Below are 22814 nucleotides of genomic sequence, written 5' to 3'. Positions count from 1 at the left end.
ACCGGCACGTATTTGGCTTCGAGAAATCGAAGGAAATACGGTACCATAAGGATTTTGAACTGTCAGTTGTCCCAGCCAAAGGTTATAGTAAAAAATGGATGTTTACTATCTCTATTTGAGAGTCTTTTATTTTCTTCAAAAACGGAAGAAACAGAAAACAGAAAATTCAATTAAAATTTATGCGACGTTAGTGATAAATTCTTTAAAAATATTTTTATAAATATATTTGTGGGAGCTTTACATATTTTTGATAAATTAAATATTGGCTCAAATGATTATTTAATTAAAGCGGAAGTACATGGGGAAATCGAGGGAAAAGAAGGAACCATTGAATCCGTATTATTTGGTTCAAATAATACAGAGATAACAGGTAATGTAGCCTCAATATTAGGGAATAAGTTAATCAAAAATAACTATTCAGCAGGTGTAACAGCTTTTTGACTTAGACGATATATTATCAATTCTAGATGATAATATATCTTATAAGTATGAAATCAAATCCTTCAACTAACGATCGTTTTACATAAAGTAGCCCACCAAAATAGTCGATGTGAAAAATTGTACTTGAACTATTCGAGAGGTATAGTTGAAAAAGGAACTAAACATAAAATTGAAAAACGAAAAAATTTAAAGACAGACAGGAGTTAGATACGATGATAAAAGGTTTTGGAGGAATATTTTGGAGAACGAACAATCTTGACGTTATCAAAAAATGGTACAGTGAAGTGTTGAAAATGGAAATAGACAATTGGAATGGGACTGTGATTAAACCCGAATTAGGAAATGAGACGATCTTTTCATTCTTTAACGAAAATGACAGTTATTTTCCAACAGAACAACAAGTAATGTTAAATTTCCAAGTACATGATATAAACGAAACTATTAAGCATCTTGAACATATTGGTGTTCCTCTAGAGAAGGAAAAAGAAATAAGTGAATTTGGAAAGTTTATTTGGATTAAAGATCCTGAAGGTCGACTGATCGAGCTTTGGGAGAAATAGCGGTTTGTAATACTTTATAAATAAGGCTGTTTTCTTAAAGATTCTTGCTAAAAACTAAATCTTGAAGGACAACAAAAAACGGAGCTAATCTACAAAAATGCGTAGAAACAACTCTGCTTTTTTATAGTTCGAAAACCGAATCATCTACTAAAGCACCCTTTAGCACAATATCAAGTAAATGTTAATTTAATGGGTATTTAATTTTTTCGTTTAATTTCTCTGCTTGATTTATAAAGGAATCCATATCTGCACTTATAGCAATATTTAATCCTAATCCTACTTCACGAAGTGTTTCCCGCAACTCTTCAAAATTCTTTTTATCTTCTTCGGTTAAATCAACAAATCTATATAATTCATCATTAGGATATTGATTTAATTTAGAATATAAATGTTCCAGAATGTCGTAGTCACTTTTAGAAAGCGCTCCTAATTGCTTTCCAGTAGTCATACCAAGCCAAATTCCATTCAATACATCTCCTAATTCAGTTGTAACCAAATTGGGTTCAGACCAATTATCATCAATCTGATTTTTTATTAAACCTTCTAGTTCTACTAAATTATGCTGTACTTCTGTAACGAGAACTTGCTCTTTAACAAAATTCATTTTTATAATTCCCCAAGCTACAATTGCGATAAGAAATATGTTCAAACCTATGGAAATCCGAAATAGCACTTTTTTCTTTTTACTCAATTTCATTCTCCCTCCAACAAAATTTTACTATAAATACCCTTTGTTGTTATTGAAGTATTCTGCCCCGTTAGCCATCCATGAAGTGCAAAATCAGCACTTCACCATAGAAAATGAAAGATGATTAAGTTCTTTAGAGTTGAATAGCACCAATCTTTTTGAAAATAGCTTTCTGCTTTTACTGCAACAATTTTTGAGAAAACAGCAATAAATAAAGAGGAAGTGCGTAATTCTGCTGAATTAAGCACTTCCCTTTTTTCTCTTTAAACTGTTTTCAAAAAAGACTGCAGAGCATCGAAGAAACGCTTACCATATTTTTCGAATTTTACTTCACCAATCCCACTAACATGTCGTAAATCTTCTAGCTCATTCGGTTTTTTGTCACATAAATCTCGTAATGTTTTATCAGAGAACACCACAAATGGTGGTACCTTTTCCTCATCTGCAATCTCTTTACGCAGTAATCGTAAATGCTCAAATAACGGATCATTGTCTACAAGCTTACGCACAGTAACAGCTTCTTTTCTCATGACTTGTTGATTCCCGAGTAGAACTTCTTTGCCTTCCTCTGAAACATAGATGGTTGGAAACGTGCCATGTTTAACGGCAAGTACGCCCTCAGCAATTAAAAACTCAATAAAAGTTGAAACATCCTTTGAGGAATATTGTCCTTTTAATATGCCATAGGTAGACAGCCTTGCAAAGCCAAATTCCGTGACCTTTTGATTTTTGGAGCCAATTAACACTTGGGCCACCATCGTCTTACCGAATTTTTGCCCCATCCTTACGACACAAGCTAACACCTTTTGTGCATCTACCGTTACATCTTTCACTTCTCGTCCATCATTACAGTTACTACAACGACTACAAGGCGTCCCTGGTACTTCGCCAAAATACGTTAAGATGGCATTTTGTAAACAGCCTTCTGTATGGCAATAATCCACCATCGTTTGCAGCTTTCCTAATTCCTGTGCAATCCGTGTTTCATCCTGCGTCTGTTCAATTAAAAAGCGCTGTGTTTGAACATCACCTGATGCATACAGTAAAATACAAGCACTTGGTAAGCCGTCCCGCCCTGCACGTCCCGCTTCCTGATAATAGCTCTCCATATTGCGCGGCATTTGATAATGAATGACAAAGCGTACATTACTCTTATCAATACCCATTCCAAATGCATTGGTAGCTACCATAATGCGCGCCTCATCTTTTAAAAAGCGCTCCTGCTCTGACATACGCATGTCCTCTGATAGTCCCGCATGGTATTTTGCAACAGCTTCGCCAGAACGACTTAACAGCTCATAGATCGCGTCTACAGCCTTTCGTGTTGCCGCATAAATAATGCCCGCTTCATTTTTATTTTTCACTAAATAATTTTTAATGTAACGCTCTTTGTTTTCACCGATTAACACAGAGAACGCTAAATTGTCGCGAGAAAAACCGGTAATCACAGTTGATTGCTCATCAATGTCTAATAATTGTCTAATATCATCACATACAGCTGGGGTAGCTGTGGCAGTAAGTGCTAAGACAGTTGGCTTTTGCGGCCACAACGTAAATAATTTTTGGATTGCCCGGTAGCTTGGTCTAAAATCATGCCCCCACTGAGATATACAGTGTGCTTCATCCACAGCAATCAAAGGTACAGATAAATTCGATAATACTTGTAAAAATGTTGCGCTCTCTAATCGCTCTGGCGCTATATAAAGAAGCTTTAAATAACCCGCACTTGCCAGCTGTATCGTTTCATTCACTTCTTGCACGGTCAAGGTACTATTAATATACGCGGCCGGAATATTCGCAGCACGTAATGCTTCTACCTGATCTTGCATCAGAGAAATTAAAGGGGAAATGACGACTGTAAGGCCATCTAGCATGAGTGCCGGAATTTGATAGCAAATTGATTTACCTCCGCCAGTTGGCATCACACAAAGACTTGATTGACCTCGTAATGTTTGTTCAATAATTGGTGCCTGTCCATTGCGAAATGAATCATAGCCAAAATGATGTTGTAGCATTTGTCTTGCTTGCTCCATCCAACTTTTCACTCCTCAGTTGTTAGACGAATAAGTTGATACTCGCCCTGTTCATTTTTATTTATTTCATATACCATCATAGAGTTCGCAAGTGCCTCTTGACCAGTAGAATTTGTTAGAACATATTCCGTTTTGGCACGAACAACAATAGTTTGTCCTTTCATACTGATGTTTTTAATCATCGTATTAGAAAAATAAATTTGCGCTTTTTTGGAACCATAATACGCAACCATATTATCTAGTGTACTTTGTAAATCGTTTGTACCTATGAAAGATTTCATGACACTAGCATCATGAACCTCAACAGCTGCTTTTAAATGCTTATGAAACGTATCTAAAAATAGCTTTATTTCATCGGCATTATGAGCAAAAATGTTCTTTCCGTATTGCTCAATAGCCTGCTGGACTTCTTCCTTGTCGCTCTTTTCTATATACGGATACAAATTTTTGGCTTGAGCTAGTCGATTACTTGGCTTCATACCAACTTCACACCATTCATCCAATAACATCATTATATCTTTAAATGGCAATATAAACGGCTGTGATCCACCGTTTTCCTTGCGTTTCATATAGATGCCCACAAGTTCACCATTCTCCGCTTCTAGAACAGGACTCCCTATACGTATATTTTGTTCAGCATCTATGTAATAAGCTGCTACTCGGTCACTATATTTTTGAATGATGTGTGGTAAGCTATCGACATAAACAGCTAACTGATTTAATTCTCCATTATAGACGGTCGGCACCTTTACCGATGCGTTATATGGTACTTCCAAAATCGCTATGTTATAAGCAGTCGATAAATAGTGCACTTCAGCTTCCATCAGTTTATCATGATTAAATTGTACAAGCGCAGTTGGCTTTGAAGCCACGAGCGCCCCATTCGTCACAATATACAGCTTACCGTCCTCTTTTTTAATAATAATTCCTGCACCGATTCCGTTCTCCCCAACTACTTTTACTTCCGGTACAATTTTTTCTTGCTGCTTCGTCACAGCCTTTTCCGATTTCATATCGGTCTTTTTACTTTGAACCACCTCTGCCAATGTTTCATTGCCACAGCCCGTTAAAAGTAAAGTTGTTGCTCCAAGAATGAGCATCTTTTTCCACATACGTTCACCAAAACTTTCTTTCTACATCTTCCTATTCTATCATAAACAAGGTTACTCTACGTTTCAAGTTTACATAATAATATTATTATGCAATATATATTATAAAAATACCGCTCTCGCGTTTTATTAAATTCGTTTTACCTATAAAAAACGACTCTTTTTTAGCTTTGCAATGAAAAATGACTTAAAATTGGCGGTTAAAATATTATAAAAAAAGACTGTTTTCTCAAAGATTGTTGCTTCTGGTTTACTATCTTTTTCAACTACAGCATCCCTTTAGTTGAAGATTAGAACTTGTAGGATTATTTTCTTGTTCCTATTGACGTAAATTCCTTTCTATTTGTCATAAAAGCACCTCTATTTTGAAATATCTGCCACATTTTTATTAACTAAAAGTCCTATCTATATGCGGATTTTAATAAATTCGTACCGTTTATAAAAAGTTGCACCATTTTACCCCTTTGGATATGGTTATCTAAAGGGTTTTTTAAGTGCAAAGGGATCATTTGAATAAAAAGATGGATAAAAAAACTATAGAATGACAATTAATTGTTCCATTAAAAGGGCTTTTAATAGAACAAAAACTTATTGACTAACCCTAAAGCATGTAGGAGGAATTGAAAATGGAAAATATTAGAGAAATTGTAGCAGAAAGAAGAACCTATACACCTAACCAAAACACTCATTCCCATTGTTATGCTCAGTTAATTTTGCCTCTCCAAGGAGAACTTTATATTAAAGCAGGGGCACAGGATATTCAACTAGACCACCAAACATTATTTTTCATTCCTCCCGAGTGTAATCATACTTTTCATTCAGCTGTACGTAATGAGTTTTTGGTTTTAGATATTCCTCATTTTATGCTAACTAGTAGAAACTTATATAATAAAGGAGTTTCCTTTAAATTTGATAATCAATGGAAAGGAATTCGATATCTTATCCTGAATGAAATCGATAAACAATCTTTACAGGGCTCTGCTCTTAAAGACCTATACCCCTATATTTCACATTATTTACTTCAAGAACAACAACCTAAATCTATTAGGTATATCCACGAACATTACAATGAGAATATTACGGTAAATAAACTGGCTTCACTTGAACATTACAATCGTACATATTATTCGGATTGGTTTCTAAAAGAAACTGGGAAATCCCCTTCAGTATATATACAGGAAGTTCGTTTGAATAAAGTAAAAGAAATGCTACGGAATACAGATTTACCCATTTTGCACATCGCAATTCAAGTAGGTTTTGAACATCAATCTTCCTTAACACGTTTATTCCAAAAATATGAGGAAATAACACCAAGCCAATTTCGAAAAAAATATAGAATTTCGGGAAAATACCCCTTATAAATTTGTATAAACTAAGCAAATACTGAAATTCGGATAAAATTATTCTGAATTTCAGTAAAAAACTGTTATCCGATGTTTGTAAAATTTTAATATGGACTTGGTTAAAGGCCGAGTTACTTCTTGATACCTGTGGTTCTTTCTGTAATCACAGTTCTTTTTTTGAGAAGTCACTTAACTTAAAAGGAGCAAAAAGATGGAAACAGTATTAGGTTTATTTTTTACACTCTTATGGTCATCTGCAGCGATAGCTACAAAGTTTGGCTTAAACTCTACCACGCCTTTGGTATTGGCAACCACTCGCTTTTTAATCGCTGGAGGTTTACTATTTCTGTATGTTTATTTGTTTAATAAAAAATATCCTTGGCCTCGGTCACAGGAATGGATCCCATTAATTTTTTTAGGGTTATTGAATACAACAATCTATCTGGGTGCAACCTTTTGGGCATTGAATTATGTATCAGCAGGCTTATTTAATTTATTTGTTACAACAAATCCTTTTGTGGTTGCTTTCCTGTCCTCTATATGGTTAAAACGAAGAGTTCATTTACAAGAATGGATAGGAATGGTCATAGCAGCATTTGGTTTGTTAATTGGCATATGGCCATCTATCACAACCAGTGAGGCTAGTGTATATGGATTAATTATTTTGGGACTAGGAATGGTATCAATGGCGATTGGAAGTGTTTATTTTAAAAAAATCAATTTAAATCTTCCGGGTATTGTCATTAATACTTGGCAAGTGTCTATTGGTGGAGTTGTTTTAATACCTATAGCTTATATTCTCGAAAAAGAAAATTTTTTTTTAAAATTGGATTATTATTTGCTTGGTTCGTTAATTTGGTTGGTGTTCATTATTTCAATCGGCACAATGTTGCTTTGGTTTTATCTGTTGAAACAGGATACGGTAAAGGCTAACAATTGGTTATTTATGACTCCAATTTTCGGATACATATTAGCTGCTGTTTTTTTAAATGAATCTATTACTATGTTTGATATTACAGCAACAGTATTTGTGGTAATGGGATTATTATTTTCAGGAAATATAGCCATCCTCCCCTATCAAAAAACTCCCAAACAGAATCCGAAGAGTTAGTTATGATTCAAGGAGTAAAAATATAAAATAAGATTTGGCTAGTGCTTTCTCCATTTTATAATAGCTTTGTTTGGTAATAACTCAGTCTTTACTTTTTTTAACACTATTGCAATTGGGCTATCAACAAGCACTTCAACTGATACTTCAACAAGCTCCTTATTTATTCTTTGATTTTGGATATGGAAAACGTGAACTTCTCGTTCTAACATTCCAGTACCAATACCCTTGGTCAAAATTATGATTAACTCATTTTTTCCATCTTTATTGATGTCCTCATAGATAATTTGAGGTGACCAAGTAGGACTTGTTGTATTTATCCAAAGGTCTTGTAAGGACACCACCTTTTAGCATAAAGGGTAACATCTGCTTTATCAGATTTTGTAATTTCCTCATATTCATTTATCATTGCTTTTGTTTTTGATAAAACGGTAAAAAGAGATATGGCAATAATTAATATAAGAACTTTTTTCATTAGAAAACACCTCATATTTAGGTGTTCTCTATAATTGTCTGTTTATTCCACTAAACTGTACCGTTAGCTCAATAAGAAAAGCTACCTTTGACTTCAGTAGCTTGATCTTAAGCTCTTGCCAACGTTAGCTGAATATGTATATTTATTGTTTCCAGGTAGTTTCTTGATTTTATTCCAAGCTTCAATCGCTTCTTCACGGCTTTTCCCTTGATTTTTCGGGTCAGAAAAAAAGTCACGAATGAATTGATTATATTCAAATTGAGGTGCAATGCTTTTCTTGTATGTAGGGTTTCTCTTCCGTTCTTCCTCCTCATCCCAAGCGTCTACGACATCGCGATAAGTTTTTCCGACATTGTTTTTAATATAGTTTTGGATATAGGTGGAAAAATGAAATTTAGGGATTACTGTCTTAAAAAACGCCCTTACATTTTGACTACAACGATGATCTTCTGTAATGACTGTATCAAGACTTAAATCTACTTGCTGTTCTTTCTTCTTCGCTATTGATTTTCTGACAGGCTTTTTAATCTCTCCCGTCTGTAGAAATATTTCAATCCTATTAGAAATCTCTATTTTAGAACCAGTAGCACTTATTCCGTTATTTCTACAAAAAGATTGTAATTCTTCCTTTAACCAATAGAAATCGTTAAAACTTTCTATACTTAATTCTTTCGTTAAATTAGGTCTCATCAATTACCTCCATATTTACTTACTCTACATTACGGAACATTTGTTCCTATTTAGCAAAAACAATCACGAAAACAACCTTTAAAAAAACATGCGCGTACATTCGCGCATGTCTCCACATTATTTTTTCTTAAGAAAAAGGATCGTAGCTAAAATGCCTAGCATTAATGTGATAAAAATTGTATAGGTAAATGTATGGTTACCTGTCACATCATAGCAATAACCGATGAGTATAGGGATAATGGCGCTTATCATGAAGCCGCCTGAAAGCACCATAGATGACCAACTATTTGCCTCTTCGTCATTTCTTGCCTCATCCAATGGTAACAATAAACCGATTGGAAATAAGCCGCTTAATACGATACCTATAATGAATACCGCAATCCATAACAAAGTTCCCGAACCTACCCATAACAACACAAAGCCAATAATGCCAAAGACCCCTAAAGAGAAAAGCCAGCCGATTCGACTCGACCATTTTTCCATTAGTATGGGGACCAAAATATTCCCAATCATTTGTACAATAGACATAAATGTTAGCATAGAGCTTGCAGCGCCAAGGGAAAAGCCCTTATCCTGTAACATCGGTGCTAGCCAGGACATCATTGAGAAGAATAAAGATGTTTGTAAGCCAAAGTAAATTAAAATGGTCCAAGCACGGACATTTCTCCACGGATTTCGTGCAACTTTTTCCGTACAACCATCTGTCTCTGGTAGCTCTTGTTTTTGGATAACCAGGAACCATATGCAAAGAGCAATGATAGCAAGCATTGCCCAACTGCCAAGCGCCATCGTCCAGCTCTCATGAAAATGATTATAAAATGGTAATGTTAGTGCAGCACTCAATGTTGCCCCTGTTCCTATGCCAAATGAATAAATACCTACCACCGTAGTAAAACGGGTCGGGAATTTTTTCTTGATATAGGCATTTAATATGGGTCCAATAAGGGCAATGGCAAATCCTGCCGCAAAGCTTGTGACTACAAGTAGTACATAACTTTCTTTTAAAAAGCGTAGCCCATTTGCTAATGCTAGGATGATTATTAAGAGCGTAATAGCTGTTTTTGTTCCGAGTTTTCTTTGTAATGGAACTGCGAATGGTGCAAAGAGTCCCATACAAAACACCGGAATAGATGTTAAAAAGCTCATTTTTGTATTTGATATATGGAGTGATTCTAAAAGTACATTAAATAGTGGTCCTATTCCTGTGACTGCTGGACGCATATTGAGCGCAACCAAGAAAATACAAACAACCACAAGTACCATGGAAACGCGCCATTGCTTTTTCTCCATTCTTTCTAAAAACCTTCTCTCTATTTATTCGGTTAAAAATTCAACGAAATTTGCTAGACCTTTGAATTCCCACTATATCCTTTTACCATTTTTTCTAGTAACGGTCAATTTCATGGACATTACTATTTGCAGGAGGTAGCTAGCATCATGTCGTAGATACGCTATTCATACTTACATATTGTTAGGTGCTGCGATGCCTAACAGTGCTAACGATTCTTTTAATACAACGGATACACTTAGACAAAATGCTAATCTTGATTTTCTTTGGCTGTCATCGACCAATACTTTATTTTGCGCATAATATTTATTAAATTGGCGCGCTAATTGTAAGGCATATTTAGCAATTTGTGATGGATCTGCTTGTTCAAAGGCGGTAGCAATTACTTTCGGAAACTGTTCCAGTAATAAAATAACAGGCCAAGCTTGCTCCCCTAAAGCTTCGAACGATACCTCGTAACTATGTTCATCTGCTTTTTCCAAAAGAGATGCAATACGAGCATACGTATATTGAATATATGGCCCTGTTTCACCTTCAAAATTCATCATGTGCTCAATGGAAAACTCAATATCATGAAGACGATCATTTTTTAAATCATTAAAAATGACCGCTCCCACACCTACCTGTTGTGCGATGCTATCTTTATGCATTAGATTTGGATTTTTTCCCTCGATATTTCGCTTCGCTGTAGCAATTGCCTCTGTTAGTACATCTGTTAATAGAACAATCTTGCCTTTACGCGTCGACATTTTTTTACCCTCTTTTAGGATCATTCCAAAAGGTACATGCTGCAAATCTTTTGCCCAAACATATCCCATCTTCTCAATGACCTTAAATAATTGGTTAAAATGAAGTGATTGTTCATTCCCTACAACATAAAATGATTTTTTAGGGTCATATTGTTGTTGTCGATAAAAAGCTGCTGCTAAATCACGTGTAGCATAGAGCGTGGCACCGTCAGTTTTTGTTATTAAGCATGGAGGCATATTGTCTATTTCAACGACATGAGCCCCCTTAGATTTCACAAGTAGCTCTTTTTCATCCAACTCTTTAACAACAGCAGCCATTTTGTCATTGTAGAACGCTTCCCCAGTGAATGAATCAAAGTCAATGCCAAGCAGTTGGTAAATGTTCTTGAATTCTTCGAGTGATGCATCTCTGAACCATTGCCAAAGAGCTAACGCCTCTTCATCCCCATCTTCTAATGCTTTAAATGCGGTACGTGCCTGTTCATTAAGTAAATCATCCTGCTCCGCTTCTTCATGGAACTTCACATAAATTTTTAGCAGTTCCTCTATTGGGGCAGCTTCAATCGTTTTTTGATCTCCCCATTTTCGATAGGCAACGATTAATTTCCCGAATTGTGTTCCCCAATCACCCAAATGATTAATGCGAATCGCTTTATAGCCGTTTTTCTCGGTGATATTTGCCAAAGCATTTCCGATCACTGTAGAACGTAAATGCCCCATAGAAAAAGGCTTCGCTATATTAGGTGAAGAAAAATCCAACACTACATTCCCTTTTGACTCCTGCTTGGTCCCGTATAAATTTTTTTCTTTTACAATTTGACTAAGGACTTGCTGTGTAATCGTTGGCTGACGGTAAAATATATTAACATACCCACCTACTACTTGAACCTCTTGTATTAAGTCACAGTTTACATTGTTTTTTATGTCGGATGCGATCGTGTGAGGGGGCTTTCTTAATTTTTTTGCTAGCGTAAAGCACGGGAATGCCACATCCCCTAAGTCCAAATTTTTCGGTTTTTCTAGTAAATTTTGAATTTCATTGACAGACAGCTCGTTGTTTAATGCTACAGCGATGCTTTTCGCGATTTGTGTATTCATGTTCATTCTCCTCTCAATTCGAAAAAAATAAAAAAGCCCCCGTCTCTAAATATAGAGACGAGAGCATAGTTATCCCGTGGTACCACTCTAGTTGCCATATAAATATGACCACTTTCCATTGTTAACGAGGTGACTCCCCGATATTCTCTACTACTAATTCGAGAATCTTCTCCAAAGTGCGTTTCATTTATGGCATCTGCATTAGGCTCACACCATCCCTAATTCGCTTTCCAGTAACTCCATAAACTACTCTCTTTATCTTAGAATTTAACTGTAATTTCAAAATATTGTATAACGGTTCCTTTTTTAAGTCAACTGTCTTTTAATTTTAAATTTACCGAATCGATTCCAATAGAACACTTTCGGTGATAGGGCATTACAAGTACACCACCAGGTACAGCTCTAAGTGTACCAATGGATGTTGGTGTGTCTAAGGACTGACGACAATTTAACATCCTAAACGGAAATCAAGATGCAGTGTCAGTATTCAAAATCTAAGATAATGGTACAGTTGCTAATTGAACTAATTTTCCTTACTTCAGGTACAAGGTCTCACAGTGCTTTGATTCTCATCTACATCATTAATGCCTATAACTTAAGGAAAAAGAACATTCCTCACAAGTGGGAATGTTCTTTTTCTTCATAATGGATGACATCAGCCATAATGGCATACATCTCTTTTAATTTTAGTTCCTTGTTTTCAGTAAATCTTTTTGCTAATTTTTCACTGATAACCCCTTTTTCAATCAATAAATCCCAATTGTTATCACTTGACTTGCCTACTAATACTTCCGTCAAGAATTCTGCAACTTCATCTCTTGTAATTGGGCTTTTTTCTTTTTTAGCTACTTTATAGATAACGGTATCTAGCTTATCGCCTAGTACTTTCATCTTCTCTGGACTAACACGTTGAATGCCCTCTTTTAGCATTTTCGCAAACTTAATCTTTGTTGCTGAATCTTCAACATGTAAGTCATTCGAATAACCACCAACTACGAGGCCGTAATTGATTAATGTTTGAATGGATTTATCATACCATTCACCTTTATATGGATAATCCATATTAAAAGGATCTACAGAAGCCCCTTGTTTTTTTAAATCTTCCCTTAAGGTATTGATAAGCTCTTTGTTCTTGCTCATTGCTCTAAAGGTTACGTCATCTTTAATCGCTAATGCTGCTGCTGCTCCTGCTGCTTGTCCAGTCACCATACCCGTTGGAACGACACGTGCACTTCCCGCTGCAAGCGATGAATACCCTGCAGAACGACCCACTACAAGCAAGCCATCGATTTCTTTAGGCACTAAAGAACGGAAAGGAATGGCATATTGATTTGGAGCCGAAATAACGTATCCATAATCGTGAGGCGTTTGCGCTTGTACATCAACTGGGTACGCAGCTAAGCCAATGCTATCCCAATGATCACTATTCTTCCAAACATCGGACATCGGTAATTGGTATTCTGCCCAAATATGTCTTGTTTCGCGGACGTATAGTTCCTCCGGATAGCTCACAACTTCTGCATGTTCAAAGCCAGGAAACTTCTTTTTCAAATATTGTAAAATATAGTCTGTCTCTTTCTTTCCTTTTTCAATCGCTTCTTGTTTTGAACCTTCATTCAAGCCATCAATTCCAAAAATTTGTAAAGCATTAATGTAATATTCATCATCTACTTTTGCTAAATTCAAGCCTCGTAATCTCGTACCTTCTTGTACTGGCTTATAGTCATCATGAAGTTTTGTAAACCCCCACATAACTGAATCATTCAGGTGAGCACCACCAAAAGTATTTGAGTTTGCTGCTTTCTTCACCTCAGCCCAATCAACATTTTTCAAATGAATCATCAAGGTAACAGCCATTCTTTTATCCTTGATGCCAATATCTTCTCCACCCATGAAAAAAGGAACTTTTGACATTGCAGCAAAATCAGCGTCCTGTGTAGCATCAATGAATGCCTTGCCTTTCACAACATACGTGCCATATTTATTTTTTAATTTCACTGATGTTAGCTGATTCTTATCAAGATTGGCATTTACGACTTCTGTTTGTGCAGAAAGCGTTAAATTTGGTTCTTCATCGACAAGCTTTTTAAAGGCAGCCTTAGCATCTAAAATTCCAAATGCATCTTTCCCTCTAACAAGGTCGTGCCATTCTTTAAAAATACCCATACTGACCGGTCGTTTAGCGTCATTTCGAGGTATATCAAGGAAATTGAGCATTCCATACGTAAATAGCCCTCCTAATTCCTCACGCTTTTCGACTAGCAGTGTTTTTGCACCGTTACGAGCTGCTGATAATGCAGCAGCAACCCCTTCTGGTTCTCCACCAATGACAATTACATCATATTCTTCATATATAGTTTCATTTGGAATTGGCTTTTCATAGGTTTCCAAAAGTTTTTTATGTGCCATTTCACTTCTAATATCTGATATAAAATAATAGCTTCCTATTCCTAGTACAATGACTACTATTAAAATGGCTGATCTTACCAAGCCCTTACCCATAACATACCTCCAATTGATAAAATTCCCATCTGTATTTCTTGTTTTTAATCATGCTCATCTCTTAAAAAAGTTGACATGACATATTTATATAGTTATTAACGGTTTTACATTTCAACATGAGTTCGTAGCAAACCTAGTAGGTCGTTACAGTCTAGGTACTCTTCAAAATAATTTTTCATGCAATAGGAAAATAGAATCCTTCTAAAACAATTCAAAGTTTATTATTTCCTATAACAAGTGGTAGCACATTTCTGGACGGTGCGACATGAAAATATAATGAAAATAGTCTTCTACTGACAGTTACCTATACTGATATTCGTAGAGGTGAAACGTTGGAGTTGGAATAGCAGAATATCAACTTTAAGAACTTTTCAAATGCATTTAAAGCATAAGAAACAATAAATATGTATGTATAACATAAAACAAAAAGATACATAATCATTCTAGCGATATTGTAGCAATGAAGCAACTAGAACCTATAAAATTGTCGTAGGTCTTTATGATTGTTTTATGATGATCAAAAATTAAACTACAATATGGCCTCAGTTTTCGTTTCCAAGTTTTCTGTATTAAACGTTACATTATCAACCTTCTTGTCATTATTTTGTCGGCAAGCAATTAAACCAATTGATAAAAACATAAAAGACAAGATCAAACTAATTTTTTTCAAAAAAATCATTCTCCCTTATAGAGTTAAGATTTGTTTTAATGCACTTATTTCCCTTTGCTGTGTATATAAGTGTTCCGTCATCATAATAATTTGAAGTTAAATCTTCTTTTATAATCGTATCTGAAGGTACTACCTTCTTAACTTCGCCATATACTTCATCTTTTGTATATTCATTATCATAAAGTGTGTAAGAGTAATAAATATTACCATCACTAATTACGTATGCTTTTCTTTACTTTGTTGTACAGCATTATCTTGTTTTGTTACAGAACAACCACTTAAAAGCAATGAAGCTGAAAATGTCAACATGCAAAGTGGGAATTTATTCATACTTTATCCCTCCTATATATATAGACTTATTATTTTCTATAAAGTTACATTCTTATGTTCATTTCTTAAGGTATCTAACGATGGGATTACTATTCCGATACTACTTTAGATATTTCTGGACGCTTCAAAAAAACGCGAACAGAAGAAAAAAGCGATTTTTACATAGAAAAAGCAACATTGAAAGCCATTTTGGAAGTAAAGTCACAACGCTAACATGGACATATTTTGAAAAAATCTAGATCTTTATTCAATATTAGTTACAGGTGGAACGGCAGGAATCTGAGGTAATTCATTGTTAAAATAACGCCAAACGTTGATTTAATAATGTTTATAGACTATGGTACATATTTCATGATATACTAGTGCCATTGTGAAAAAAGGAGGAACTTGCATGATTCAAGTAAGTAATGTAGGTCTTCGCTATGGCGATCGTAAACTATTTGAAGACGTAAATATAAAATTCACACCGGGGAATTGCTACGGTTTAATCGGAGCGAATGGTGCTGGTAAATCAACATTTTTAAAAATTCTTTCTGGTGAAATTGAAGCACAGGAAGGTAACGTATCAATGGGCAAGGACGAACGTTTATCAGTCCTTAAACAAAATCACTTTGAATACGATGAATTCAATGTATTAGATACAGTTGTTATGGGGAACAAACGTCTTTGGGAAGTAAAAGCTGAAAAAGACGCTATCTACGCAAAAGAAGACTTTTCTGATGAGGATGGCATGCGTGCTGCTGAATTAGAAGGTGAATTCGCTGACCTAAATGGTTGGGAAGCTGACTCAGAAGCAGCAACATTATTAAACGGGTTAGGGATTGGCGACGAGCTTCACTATATGCTAATGGCTGACCTTGAAGGTTCTGACAAAGTCAAAGTATTATTAGCACAAGCTCTATTTGGTAAACCAGACGTTCTATTACTAGATGAGCCTACCAACCACCTTGACTTAAAAGCAATCCAATGGTTAGAAGAATTCTTAATTAACTTTGAAAATACAGTTATTGTCGTATCCCATGACCGTCACTTCTTAAATAAAGTGTGTACGCATATCGCGGATTTAGACTTCTCTAAAATCCAATTATATGTTGGGAACTATGACTTCTGGTATGAGTCTAGCCAATTAGCACAAAAAATGATGGCAGACCAAAACAAGAAGAAAGAAGAAAAGATTAAAGAGCTACAAGCATTCGTTGCTCGTTTCTCTGCGAACGCTTCGAAATCAAGCCAAGCAACTTCTCGTAAGAAAATGTTGGATAAAATCGAGCTTGACGACATTAAACCTTCTAGCCGAAAATATCCATTCATCAACTTCCAAACTGGACGTGAAATCGGTAATGATGTGTTAACAGTGGAAGGCCTTACAGCAAGCAATGAAGGCGAAACACTATTTAAAGATATTCGCTTTTCGATGAACAAAGAGGATAAAATCATTTTACTTGGTAATCCAATGGCAAAAACGGCTCTTCTTGATATTCTAATGGACGAAAGAAAAGCAGATGCTGGTACATTCAAATGGGGCGTAACAACTTCTCAAAGCTACTTTGAAAATGATCACGATAAATACTTCGAAGGTTCAGAGAAATCATTAGTGGAATGGTTACGTCAATATTCTCCTGATGATGAAACAGAAAGCTTCTTACGCGGCTTCTTAGGTCGTATGTTATTCTCTGGTGAAGAAGTGAAAAAATCCCCTTCAGTTTTATCAGGGGGCGAAAAAGTACGTTGTATGCTATCTAAAATGATGCTTGCTACAGCAAACGTTGTTTTACTAGATGAACCAACGAACCACCTTGACCTTGAATCTATTCAAGCACTAAATGAAGGACTTATGCGCTTCAAAGGTGCGATGCTCTTCACATCTCATGACCATCAGTTCATCCAAACAATTGCGAACCGCGTCATCGAAATACGTGAAGACGGCACAATTTTAGATAAACTATTAACTTATGATGAATTCCTAGAGTGGAAAGATAGCCAAGGCTTAAACTAATACATTCCTATATAAAAATACTCTCCCAATACGTTTGGGAGAGTATTTTTTTGAATACTATTACTTGAAAGGATTTTTATTAGGATTCCTTCATATTAATTTATTGATAAAAAAAGCCAATAAGGGTGATGAGAAAATAAATCACTAATTTCTTCATACCTTCATCACCTTTTATCAAAAGAAATGCTCTAATACGTAACCGTCAAATCCGTAAAAAAAGCTGGTTTTTTATACTCATAAACCTTTGTTATTTCTTTATTTTCTATGTCATACTTATAGATGCATTGTATTTTAGAAATTATACCGTCAAAATTAACATCTTCTGCATTTTTAGGTATACCTGAAAAATAAATAAATCGCTCATTTTTTGACAATACTGCTAACCTTCTATGACCAATCTCTGATAATATGGGATTCTTACTGTTTTTAATCATTTGATCTGTTAATATGGTGGTTAATGTTTTGTCTGTAAGAGATAACTGATAAATACCGCTTCCTTCATCTTTATTTATACTTTTCCCTCCAAGAATAATAGAACTCCCATTAGGTCCCAATGCAATCGAATCAATATCGACGGCCTTTATATTCTTTACAAAATTCATGTCAGAGCCATCTAAATTCATTTCATATATTGAATAGATAATTTGCCCTATAGGTCCACCATCTTCATTTGCAGCTTGCCGTCTTGCCGTATTCTCTTTATCAGAGACAAATACACCAATAATTTTGTCTTTAGAAATATCATACATTTCAACAGAGCGGTCAGGTTGTTCAGTATCAAATACAATAGAATTCTTCTTTTGCACATCTACTTTCGCAATCTTGGAGACAGGGAATGTTGCTCCTATTATTTCACTGTAGATGGTGTTGCCTTCCTTATCACCAAATCTAGGAATAAGTTGTCCTAAAGTATCGTTTGTAACTTGATAAGTTTTTTTATTATTTCTGTCTAATAAATAAATCTCCCAAGGTCCCTCACCTTTTGCACTTGTATAGGCAAGATATTGTTTATTGCCTGAAAGTGTTGCATGTAACCAAACCTCTTCATTATTAATTAATTCATTTTCTACATTTTTTTCAGCATTTATCTCTACTACGCTACTTTTGCCTTCCTTATCAAATACAGAAACAATGAGTTCTTCATTATCATCAATAGTTGTACTGTTCTCTTCATTTTTGTTAACAAGCGTACTGTCGTCTTCTTTCTTTTGACACCCAAACAAAACTAATAGTAACGATAAAAAAATGATACCATTGGCACCTATCATTTTCTTGCATTTAAAAATAAATCTATACATTATGCACTTCATCCTTTGCGAAGTTATTTTAGAATTGCATTATCACATACCAATAACCATTTAAACACTACATTTCATTTTGATAAGGAACTCAGTTATTTTTTAAATCTATACAGCCTATTTCCCCTAATTAAAAAGAATCTACTTTCAATCAGAATCACTGAAAAAGTCAGTTTACGCCAAAAAAGATAGTGTAAACTGACTATTCATCTCCATAAAAATAGATAAATCAGAAAGAATTATTAACCATTCCAACTAATCGTACCGTTAAATAACCCCGTACTCGTAGAATGTAGTTTACCAAATGATTGTTTAGACATATCTAAAATTCTTCCCTTTACATACGGTCCTCTATCTAAAATTCTAACTGTTGTAGTTTTTGAATTATCGTTACTTTTTACAGAAACAGATGTTTTTAAACCTATTGATTTATGAGCTGCACCATCATCCGCTTTTTGACCAGATGCTGTAGAACTTTCTGCCCAAATATCAAACCAAGAAATTTTACCCGATTCTGTTTTTAAGGCTACAGGAAGTATTCCTTTTAACGGACTAATTTCTTTCATTTCAACATTAATGGATTCTCTACTTTCTGGAACAACCACAATCGGTGCTCCTAAAGCATCATAGACTACTATCATACCAGGTTTTATAACTGGTAAATCTGATTCACTATCCACTGTTTGAAGTCTAGATTGCATTAAACTTGTTGTATTATCTCCTTCTCTTAAAACAACAGATTCTTCCTGTTCGTTAAATTTAATAACTGTACCCGGTGCCATGTACGCTGGAATAGTCGTATTATCATCTGTACTAGTTGAGATGTTTTCACTTGAATCAGCTGCGAAAGCAAGATCCGGCATAGCTAAAGAGGATACTACTAAACAACCTAATAATAGTTTTTTCATTCTACATCTTTCCCTTCGTTTTTTGTAAGATATGAAGTTTTTAAATTACTATTTTAATGATTGAATGTTAGCTAGCTATATCATATCTTGTAAGTAGAGTACACTAAAAGTAGCTCATATAGGATAATTTCTCCTGAAAATAAAGTTATTTCCCCAAAAAATCGACTCTCGTAGCTATTTTAACGATTCGGAAGAATAAATGACATTTCAAGAAATTTCTTCACGTTTTTCACGAAATTTATGTAAAATAGGAAAGAAAGATGTGTATTTACGGAGGAATCTATTTACGCTCGAATCACATTTTCAATCAGAGAAGTTAAGAATATGGTATTAAGCTGATTCTTTGCGAGGTAGGTAAACTGTTTATTATTTATTATTTAATGTTATTTGATTCACTAAAATTCATAGCATTAGGTATTCTCTTGAATCTCTTTATGCTTTTATTCGAAATAAATATTCAAAAAAAGGGAGGCTATTTTACATGAATCATCTTGAAGTGCTTATCAAAAATAGCTCATCTATTATTATGTGTATCACCAAAAATAATATGGTTTATGTTTGTAGAATGCCAGTTAACGGAGAAGAACTTTCTGGAAAATTTAAAAAGAACATCCTTTATATAAAGGGTAGCCTAATATGCTTTTTTACTTATTAAGAGATGTTACTTTTATTCTTGGGACATTGTTCTATCTCCTTACTATTCGCCCAACTAAAATAATACTTTTACAATTTATTAGTTTTGTTATAGTACCTTTTTACTTATTGTTCTCATATGCTTCAAAACTTATTGCTATTTGCTATTTCTTTATTGTTGTTAGTTTGTTATTTTACTCGTTCGAAAAGAGTTATATAGCTTTTTTTGATGTTATTGTCGTTCTAATACTTACGGTTTTTTCAGATAATCTTTCACTGCTTGTCAATAGCCAATTTGCTATTAATTCAACTCTACTAGAAACTCTTTGGTTTATATTATGCTTTATATCCCTTATTATCATCTATAAAACTATTGTAAAAAAGAAGTGGTCTTCGCTGTGTTTGTCCTCGAAAATGCAGCTATTGCTAATTTTTATCGGGACACTGACACTCGGAATGTTTTACCTAAATATGTTTTTTTAGGGGGGCAAGATAATAAGACATTGACGACTGTAAATTTCTTTATTCAAATCACATACATCTTATTGATTATACTTACTGTTAGTTTACTCGTTACAAATCTCAACAAAATGCAGACGATTCAGCAAAAGGAAGTGGTACAGCAGCAGTTTTTTGAATATCTGCATGCATTGGAGCAAGTGAATGCAGATATGCAAAAGTTTCGCCACGATTATATAAATATTTTAATGTCTTTGCAAAATTATATTGAAGATAAAGATTTACAGGGGTTAAGGCAATATTTTTATTCGGATATTATGCAGATGGAGCAGCAGACCTTATTCCAAAGCAAGATAATTGGTACATTGGGAAATTTGCAAATTGTCGAGCTAAAAGGCTTATTATCTTCTAAATTGTTACTAGCAAATCGTTTACAACAAAAAATTACGATAGAAATTCCGCAGACGATTGCCTCTGTTCATATGAGCCTTATTGATTTAACGAGGGTGCTAGGCATTTTGATTGATAATGCTATTGAAGCAAGTGTTGCTATAGCCGATTCGGTCGTGCATATTGCCATTCTCCCCTCACATGAACAATCTGTCGTTATCGTTATTGACAATCCATTACAGGATGCAAATTTTAGTATTTCGACTATCTTTGATTATCAATCCTCTTCTAAAGGAGACAAGCGTGGGATTGGTTTAGCTAATGTGAAGGGAATTCTACAGAATTATCCTAATGTTACATTAAACACGCGTATCGAAAAGCAACATTTTATACAGGAGCTACAAATCTTTTAGGGAGTGTCTACTATGAAAATTGTTATTTGTGAGGATGACGCACGTCAACGGAAATATCTACAATCGACCATTGTTCACTCTTTTTTATTTCAATATGAGGAAATTGAGATTGCTTTAATTGCCTCTAATCCGTCTGAAGTATTTACCTACTTAAAGGAGCATCGAGCAGATTGCTTTTTATTAGACATTGAGCTTCAGCATGAGATAAATGGCTTAGAGCTAGCGAATGCTATACGCAGTAAAGATCCATTGGCAACCATTATCTTTATTACCAACTATGCGGACAAATTAAAGCTAACGTTTACTTACAAAGTGGCGGCATTAGATTTTATCGTGAAAAATGAGGCAAATACAACTGAAAATTTAATTGATACCTTATATATTGCTTATCAAAAACATAAAAAAATTCATGCTCAAAAAATTGATATGTCGTTCCAAGTGAAAATAGGCGAACATATAAAAATAATTCCTTTTAATGATATCTATTACTTTGCTACATCACCAAATCCTCATAAAATTGAGCTAATTGAGAAAAGCGGTGTCTATGAATTTTTCAATAATTTAACAGATATTAAGCAGCAATTGGATGACCGCTTTTTCCGATGCCATCGCGGATATATTGTTAATTTACAACAAATTCAAAAGATTGATTTAACCTATCGAAATATTACAATGAAAAATGGGTCGATTTGTCATTATTCATTCCGCTATAAAAAAGCGTTGATGAATGCGCTACCTTCCACTTTTAATATTATCTTATAATAAAGCTAAGATTGACAATGCCCCTTGCCAGCATAAATAAAAATGCAGCAGATAACAGTTTATCTGCTGCACTAAAATTATTGCATTTCCTTCGTTGGCCCCAATACGCCTGGTACTGGTAAACCGGCTTGACGTAGGAGCACCGTCATTTGTCCACGATGATGCGTTTGGTGATCGACCATTACACGTAATAATGCACCTCTAGCTATTGGTCCAGTGAAGCCTTTTACTTCCTCCAGCAAGTCTTCATTTGATAGCTTTGCCACTTCCTCTTTCACACTATTTGCTACATTTTCATAAGCAGCTACAATTTCAGCAGCTGTAGATGGAATTGGATCTTCTTGTCGAGTCATTGGCACTTTTAAACCTGCTAAATAACTGAAATAACCAGCAGCTCCAACTAAATGCCAACCTAACCAACCTAGTGAGCTATGACCTTCCACGATGCTTTGCTCTAGCTTTTCATCTGTTACTGCTTTTAATACTTGAATAGTACCTTGTGCTGATGCTGACCACTCATTTAAAAAGTCTTCTACATGACGATACATATAAACGTCCCCCATTTTTCGTAAATTCATTTCTATCATATTAAATTCTAAACTCACTTACAAGTTTCTAGCAATCAGTTTACATAATATAATTATTTTTTATTCTGTTACAACTATCCATTTCAGTTACTTTTTACAACTCTCTAGTAAAGTACAAGTACATGCTCAAAAAATTGTAATAATGTATAATAGCTTTGTCTTATAATCAAAATAATGCCACGGCATAATTGCGTCCATATTCTGCTAAAGACTTTATCTCCTTTCAGCAAATGTCTTTTGTACCAAAAGCGTAGCGACAGGTACAGGTGTTTGGACACACGCTG

Annotated in this window: 19 protein-coding genes and 1 other annotated feature; of the genes, 7 read left to right on the top strand and 12 right to left on the bottom strand. The window is 34.8% G+C overall.

Features of this window, described 5'->3' with window-relative positions; genetic code table 11:
• The first annotated feature begins 228 nt into the window (after window positions 1-228).
• Both ACFXN8_RS06880 and ACFXN8_RS06875 read left to right on the top strand, forming a co-directional pair.
• Window positions 229-441 (top strand): hypothetical protein, encoded by a 213-nt coding sequence (locus ACFXN8_RS06880; RefSeq protein ID WP_386843891.1) that lies wholly within the window; start codon window positions 229-231, stop codon window positions 439-441.
• A 212-nt stretch (window positions 442-653) separates the two neighbouring features.
• The gene (locus ACFXN8_RS06875; protein ID WP_376077399.1) at window positions 654-1001 is read left to right on the top strand and encodes a VOC family protein; all 348 of its coding nucleotides are present in this window, start codon (window positions 654-656) and stop codon (window positions 999-1001) included.
• Window positions 1002-1182: 181 nt separating this feature from the next.
• Here ACFXN8_RS06875 and ACFXN8_RS06870 read toward each other — a convergent pair whose 3' ends face one another.
• From ACFXN8_RS06870 to ACFXN8_RS06860, 3 genes are all read right to left on the bottom strand, one after another.
• On the bottom strand, window positions 1183-1698 hold the full coding sequence (locus ACFXN8_RS06870) for a hypothetical protein (protein WP_386843889.1): 516 nt from the start codon (window positions 1696-1698) through the stop codon (window positions 1183-1185).
• A gap of 254 nt (window positions 1699-1952) precedes the next feature.
• Window positions 1953-3722, bottom strand: a complete 1770-nt coding sequence (gene recQ, locus ACFXN8_RS06865; RefSeq protein WP_386843887.1) for a DNA helicase RecQ — start codon at window positions 3720-3722, stop codon at window positions 1953-1955.
• 8 nt (window positions 3723-3730) lie between these two features.
• Window positions 3731-4834 carry a TcaA NTF2-like domain-containing protein gene (locus tag ACFXN8_RS06860; protein ID WP_386843885.1) on the bottom strand — a complete coding sequence of 368 codons (1104 nt, stop codon included), beginning with the start codon at window positions 4832-4834 and terminating at the stop codon, window positions 3731-3733.
• Window positions 4835-5457: 623 nt separating this feature from the next.
• On the opposite strand from ACFXN8_RS06860, the gene ACFXN8_RS06855 reads away from it, so the two are divergent.
• Both ACFXN8_RS06855 and ACFXN8_RS06850 read left to right on the top strand, forming a co-directional pair.
• On the top strand, window positions 5458-6192 hold the full coding sequence (locus ACFXN8_RS06855) for a helix-turn-helix transcriptional regulator (protein ID WP_386843883.1): 735 nt from the start codon (window positions 5458-5460) through the stop codon (window positions 6190-6192).
• A 193-nt stretch (window positions 6193-6385) separates the two neighbouring features.
• Window positions 6386-7285, top strand: coding sequence for a DMT family transporter (locus ACFXN8_RS06850; protein ID WP_386843881.1), 900 nt, complete (start codon window positions 6386-6388; stop codon window positions 7283-7285).
• 38 nt (window positions 7286-7323) lie between these two features.
• On the opposite strand, the gene ACFXN8_RS06845 is transcribed toward ACFXN8_RS06850, so the two are convergent.
• The 6 genes from ACFXN8_RS06845 to ACFXN8_RS06820 all read right to left on the bottom strand — a co-directional run bounded on the left by ACFXN8_RS06845 (window position 7324) and on the right by ACFXN8_RS06820 (window position 14084).
• Window positions 7324-7518: a hypothetical protein gene (locus ACFXN8_RS06845; RefSeq protein ID WP_386843879.1), complete on the bottom strand. Its 195-nt coding sequence runs from the start codon at window positions 7516-7518 to the stop codon at window positions 7324-7326.
• A gap of 80 nt (window positions 7519-7598) precedes the next feature.
• On the bottom strand, window positions 7599-7757 hold the full coding sequence (locus ACFXN8_RS06840; protein ID WP_386843877.1) for a hypothetical protein: 159 nt from the start codon (window positions 7755-7757) through the stop codon (window positions 7599-7601).
• Between the two features lie 93 nt (window positions 7758-7850).
• Window positions 7851-8447 (bottom strand): DUF6434 domain-containing protein, encoded by a 597-nt coding sequence (locus ACFXN8_RS06835; protein ID WP_386843875.1) that lies wholly within the window; start codon window positions 8445-8447, stop codon window positions 7851-7853.
• A gap of 117 nt (window positions 8448-8564) precedes the next feature.
• On the bottom strand, window positions 8565-9737 hold the full coding sequence (locus ACFXN8_RS06830; RefSeq protein WP_386843873.1) for an MFS transporter: 1173 nt from the start codon (window positions 9735-9737) through the stop codon (window positions 8565-8567).
• A gap of 171 nt (window positions 9738-9908) precedes the next feature.
• Window positions 9909-11582: an arginine--tRNA ligase gene (argS, locus tag ACFXN8_RS06825; RefSeq protein ID WP_386843871.1), complete on the bottom strand. Its 1674-nt coding sequence runs from the start codon at window positions 11580-11582 to the stop codon at window positions 9909-9911.
• A gap of 50 nt (window positions 11583-11632) precedes the next feature.
• Window positions 11633-11853: a binding site (T-box leader), on the bottom strand.
• A 344-nt stretch (window positions 11854-12197) separates the two neighbouring features.
• The gene (locus ACFXN8_RS06820) at window positions 12198-14084 is read right to left on the bottom strand and encodes an FAD-dependent oxidoreductase (protein WP_386843869.1); all 1887 of its coding nucleotides are present in this window, start codon (window positions 14082-14084) and stop codon (window positions 12198-12200) included.
• Window positions 14085-15475: 1391 nt separating this feature from the next.
• Here ACFXN8_RS06820 and ACFXN8_RS06815 point away from each other — a divergent pair.
• Complete coding sequence (locus ACFXN8_RS06815; protein ID WP_376074424.1) at window positions 15476-17080, top strand: ABC-F family ATP-binding cassette domain-containing protein; 1605 nt, start codon at window positions 15476-15478, stop codon at window positions 17078-17080.
• A gap of 188 nt (window positions 17081-17268) precedes the next feature.
• On the opposite strand, the gene ACFXN8_RS06810 is transcribed toward ACFXN8_RS06815, so the two are convergent.
• Together ACFXN8_RS06810 and ACFXN8_RS06805 are read right to left on the bottom strand one after the other, a co-directional pair.
• A complete protein-coding gene (locus tag ACFXN8_RS06810) occupies window positions 17269-18378 on the bottom strand; it encodes a TolB-like translocation protein (RefSeq protein WP_386843867.1) in 1110 nt (369 codons plus the stop codon).
• Between the two features lie 242 nt (window positions 18379-18620).
• Window positions 18621-19286 carry a septal ring lytic transglycosylase RlpA family protein gene (locus ACFXN8_RS06805; protein ID WP_386843865.1) on the bottom strand — a complete coding sequence of 222 codons (666 nt, stop codon included), beginning with the start codon at window positions 19284-19286 and terminating at the stop codon, window positions 18621-18623.
• Window positions 19287-20317: 1031 nt separating this feature from the next.
• Here ACFXN8_RS06805 and ACFXN8_RS06800 point away from each other — a divergent pair.
• Together ACFXN8_RS06800 and ACFXN8_RS06795 are read left to right on the top strand one after the other, a co-directional pair.
• The gene (locus ACFXN8_RS06800; protein WP_386843863.1) at window positions 20318-21181 is read left to right on the top strand and encodes a GHKL domain-containing protein; all 864 of its coding nucleotides are present in this window, start codon (window positions 20318-20320) and stop codon (window positions 21179-21181) included.
• A 12-nt stretch (window positions 21182-21193) separates the two neighbouring features.
• Window positions 21194-21943 (top strand): LytR/AlgR family response regulator transcription factor, encoded by a 750-nt coding sequence (locus tag ACFXN8_RS06795; RefSeq protein WP_386843861.1) that lies wholly within the window; start codon window positions 21194-21196, stop codon window positions 21941-21943.
• Between the two features lie 77 nt (window positions 21944-22020).
• Here the strand turns inward: ACFXN8_RS06795 and ACFXN8_RS06790 are convergent, their stop codons facing one another.
• The gene (locus ACFXN8_RS06790) at window positions 22021-22491 is read right to left on the bottom strand and encodes a DinB family protein (protein WP_386843859.1); all 471 of its coding nucleotides are present in this window, start codon (window positions 22489-22491) and stop codon (window positions 22021-22023) included.
• Window positions 22492-22814: the final 323 nt, after the last annotated feature.

This window comes from Lysinibacillus sp. NPDC059133 (assembly GCF_042755925.1).
Taxonomy (GTDB): Bacteria; Bacillota; Bacilli; order Bacillales_A; family Planococcaceae; genus Lysinibacillus.
The sequence above is the reverse complement of the archived record's forward strand: the minus strand, read 5'-3'. Positions and strand labels throughout refer to the sequence as shown.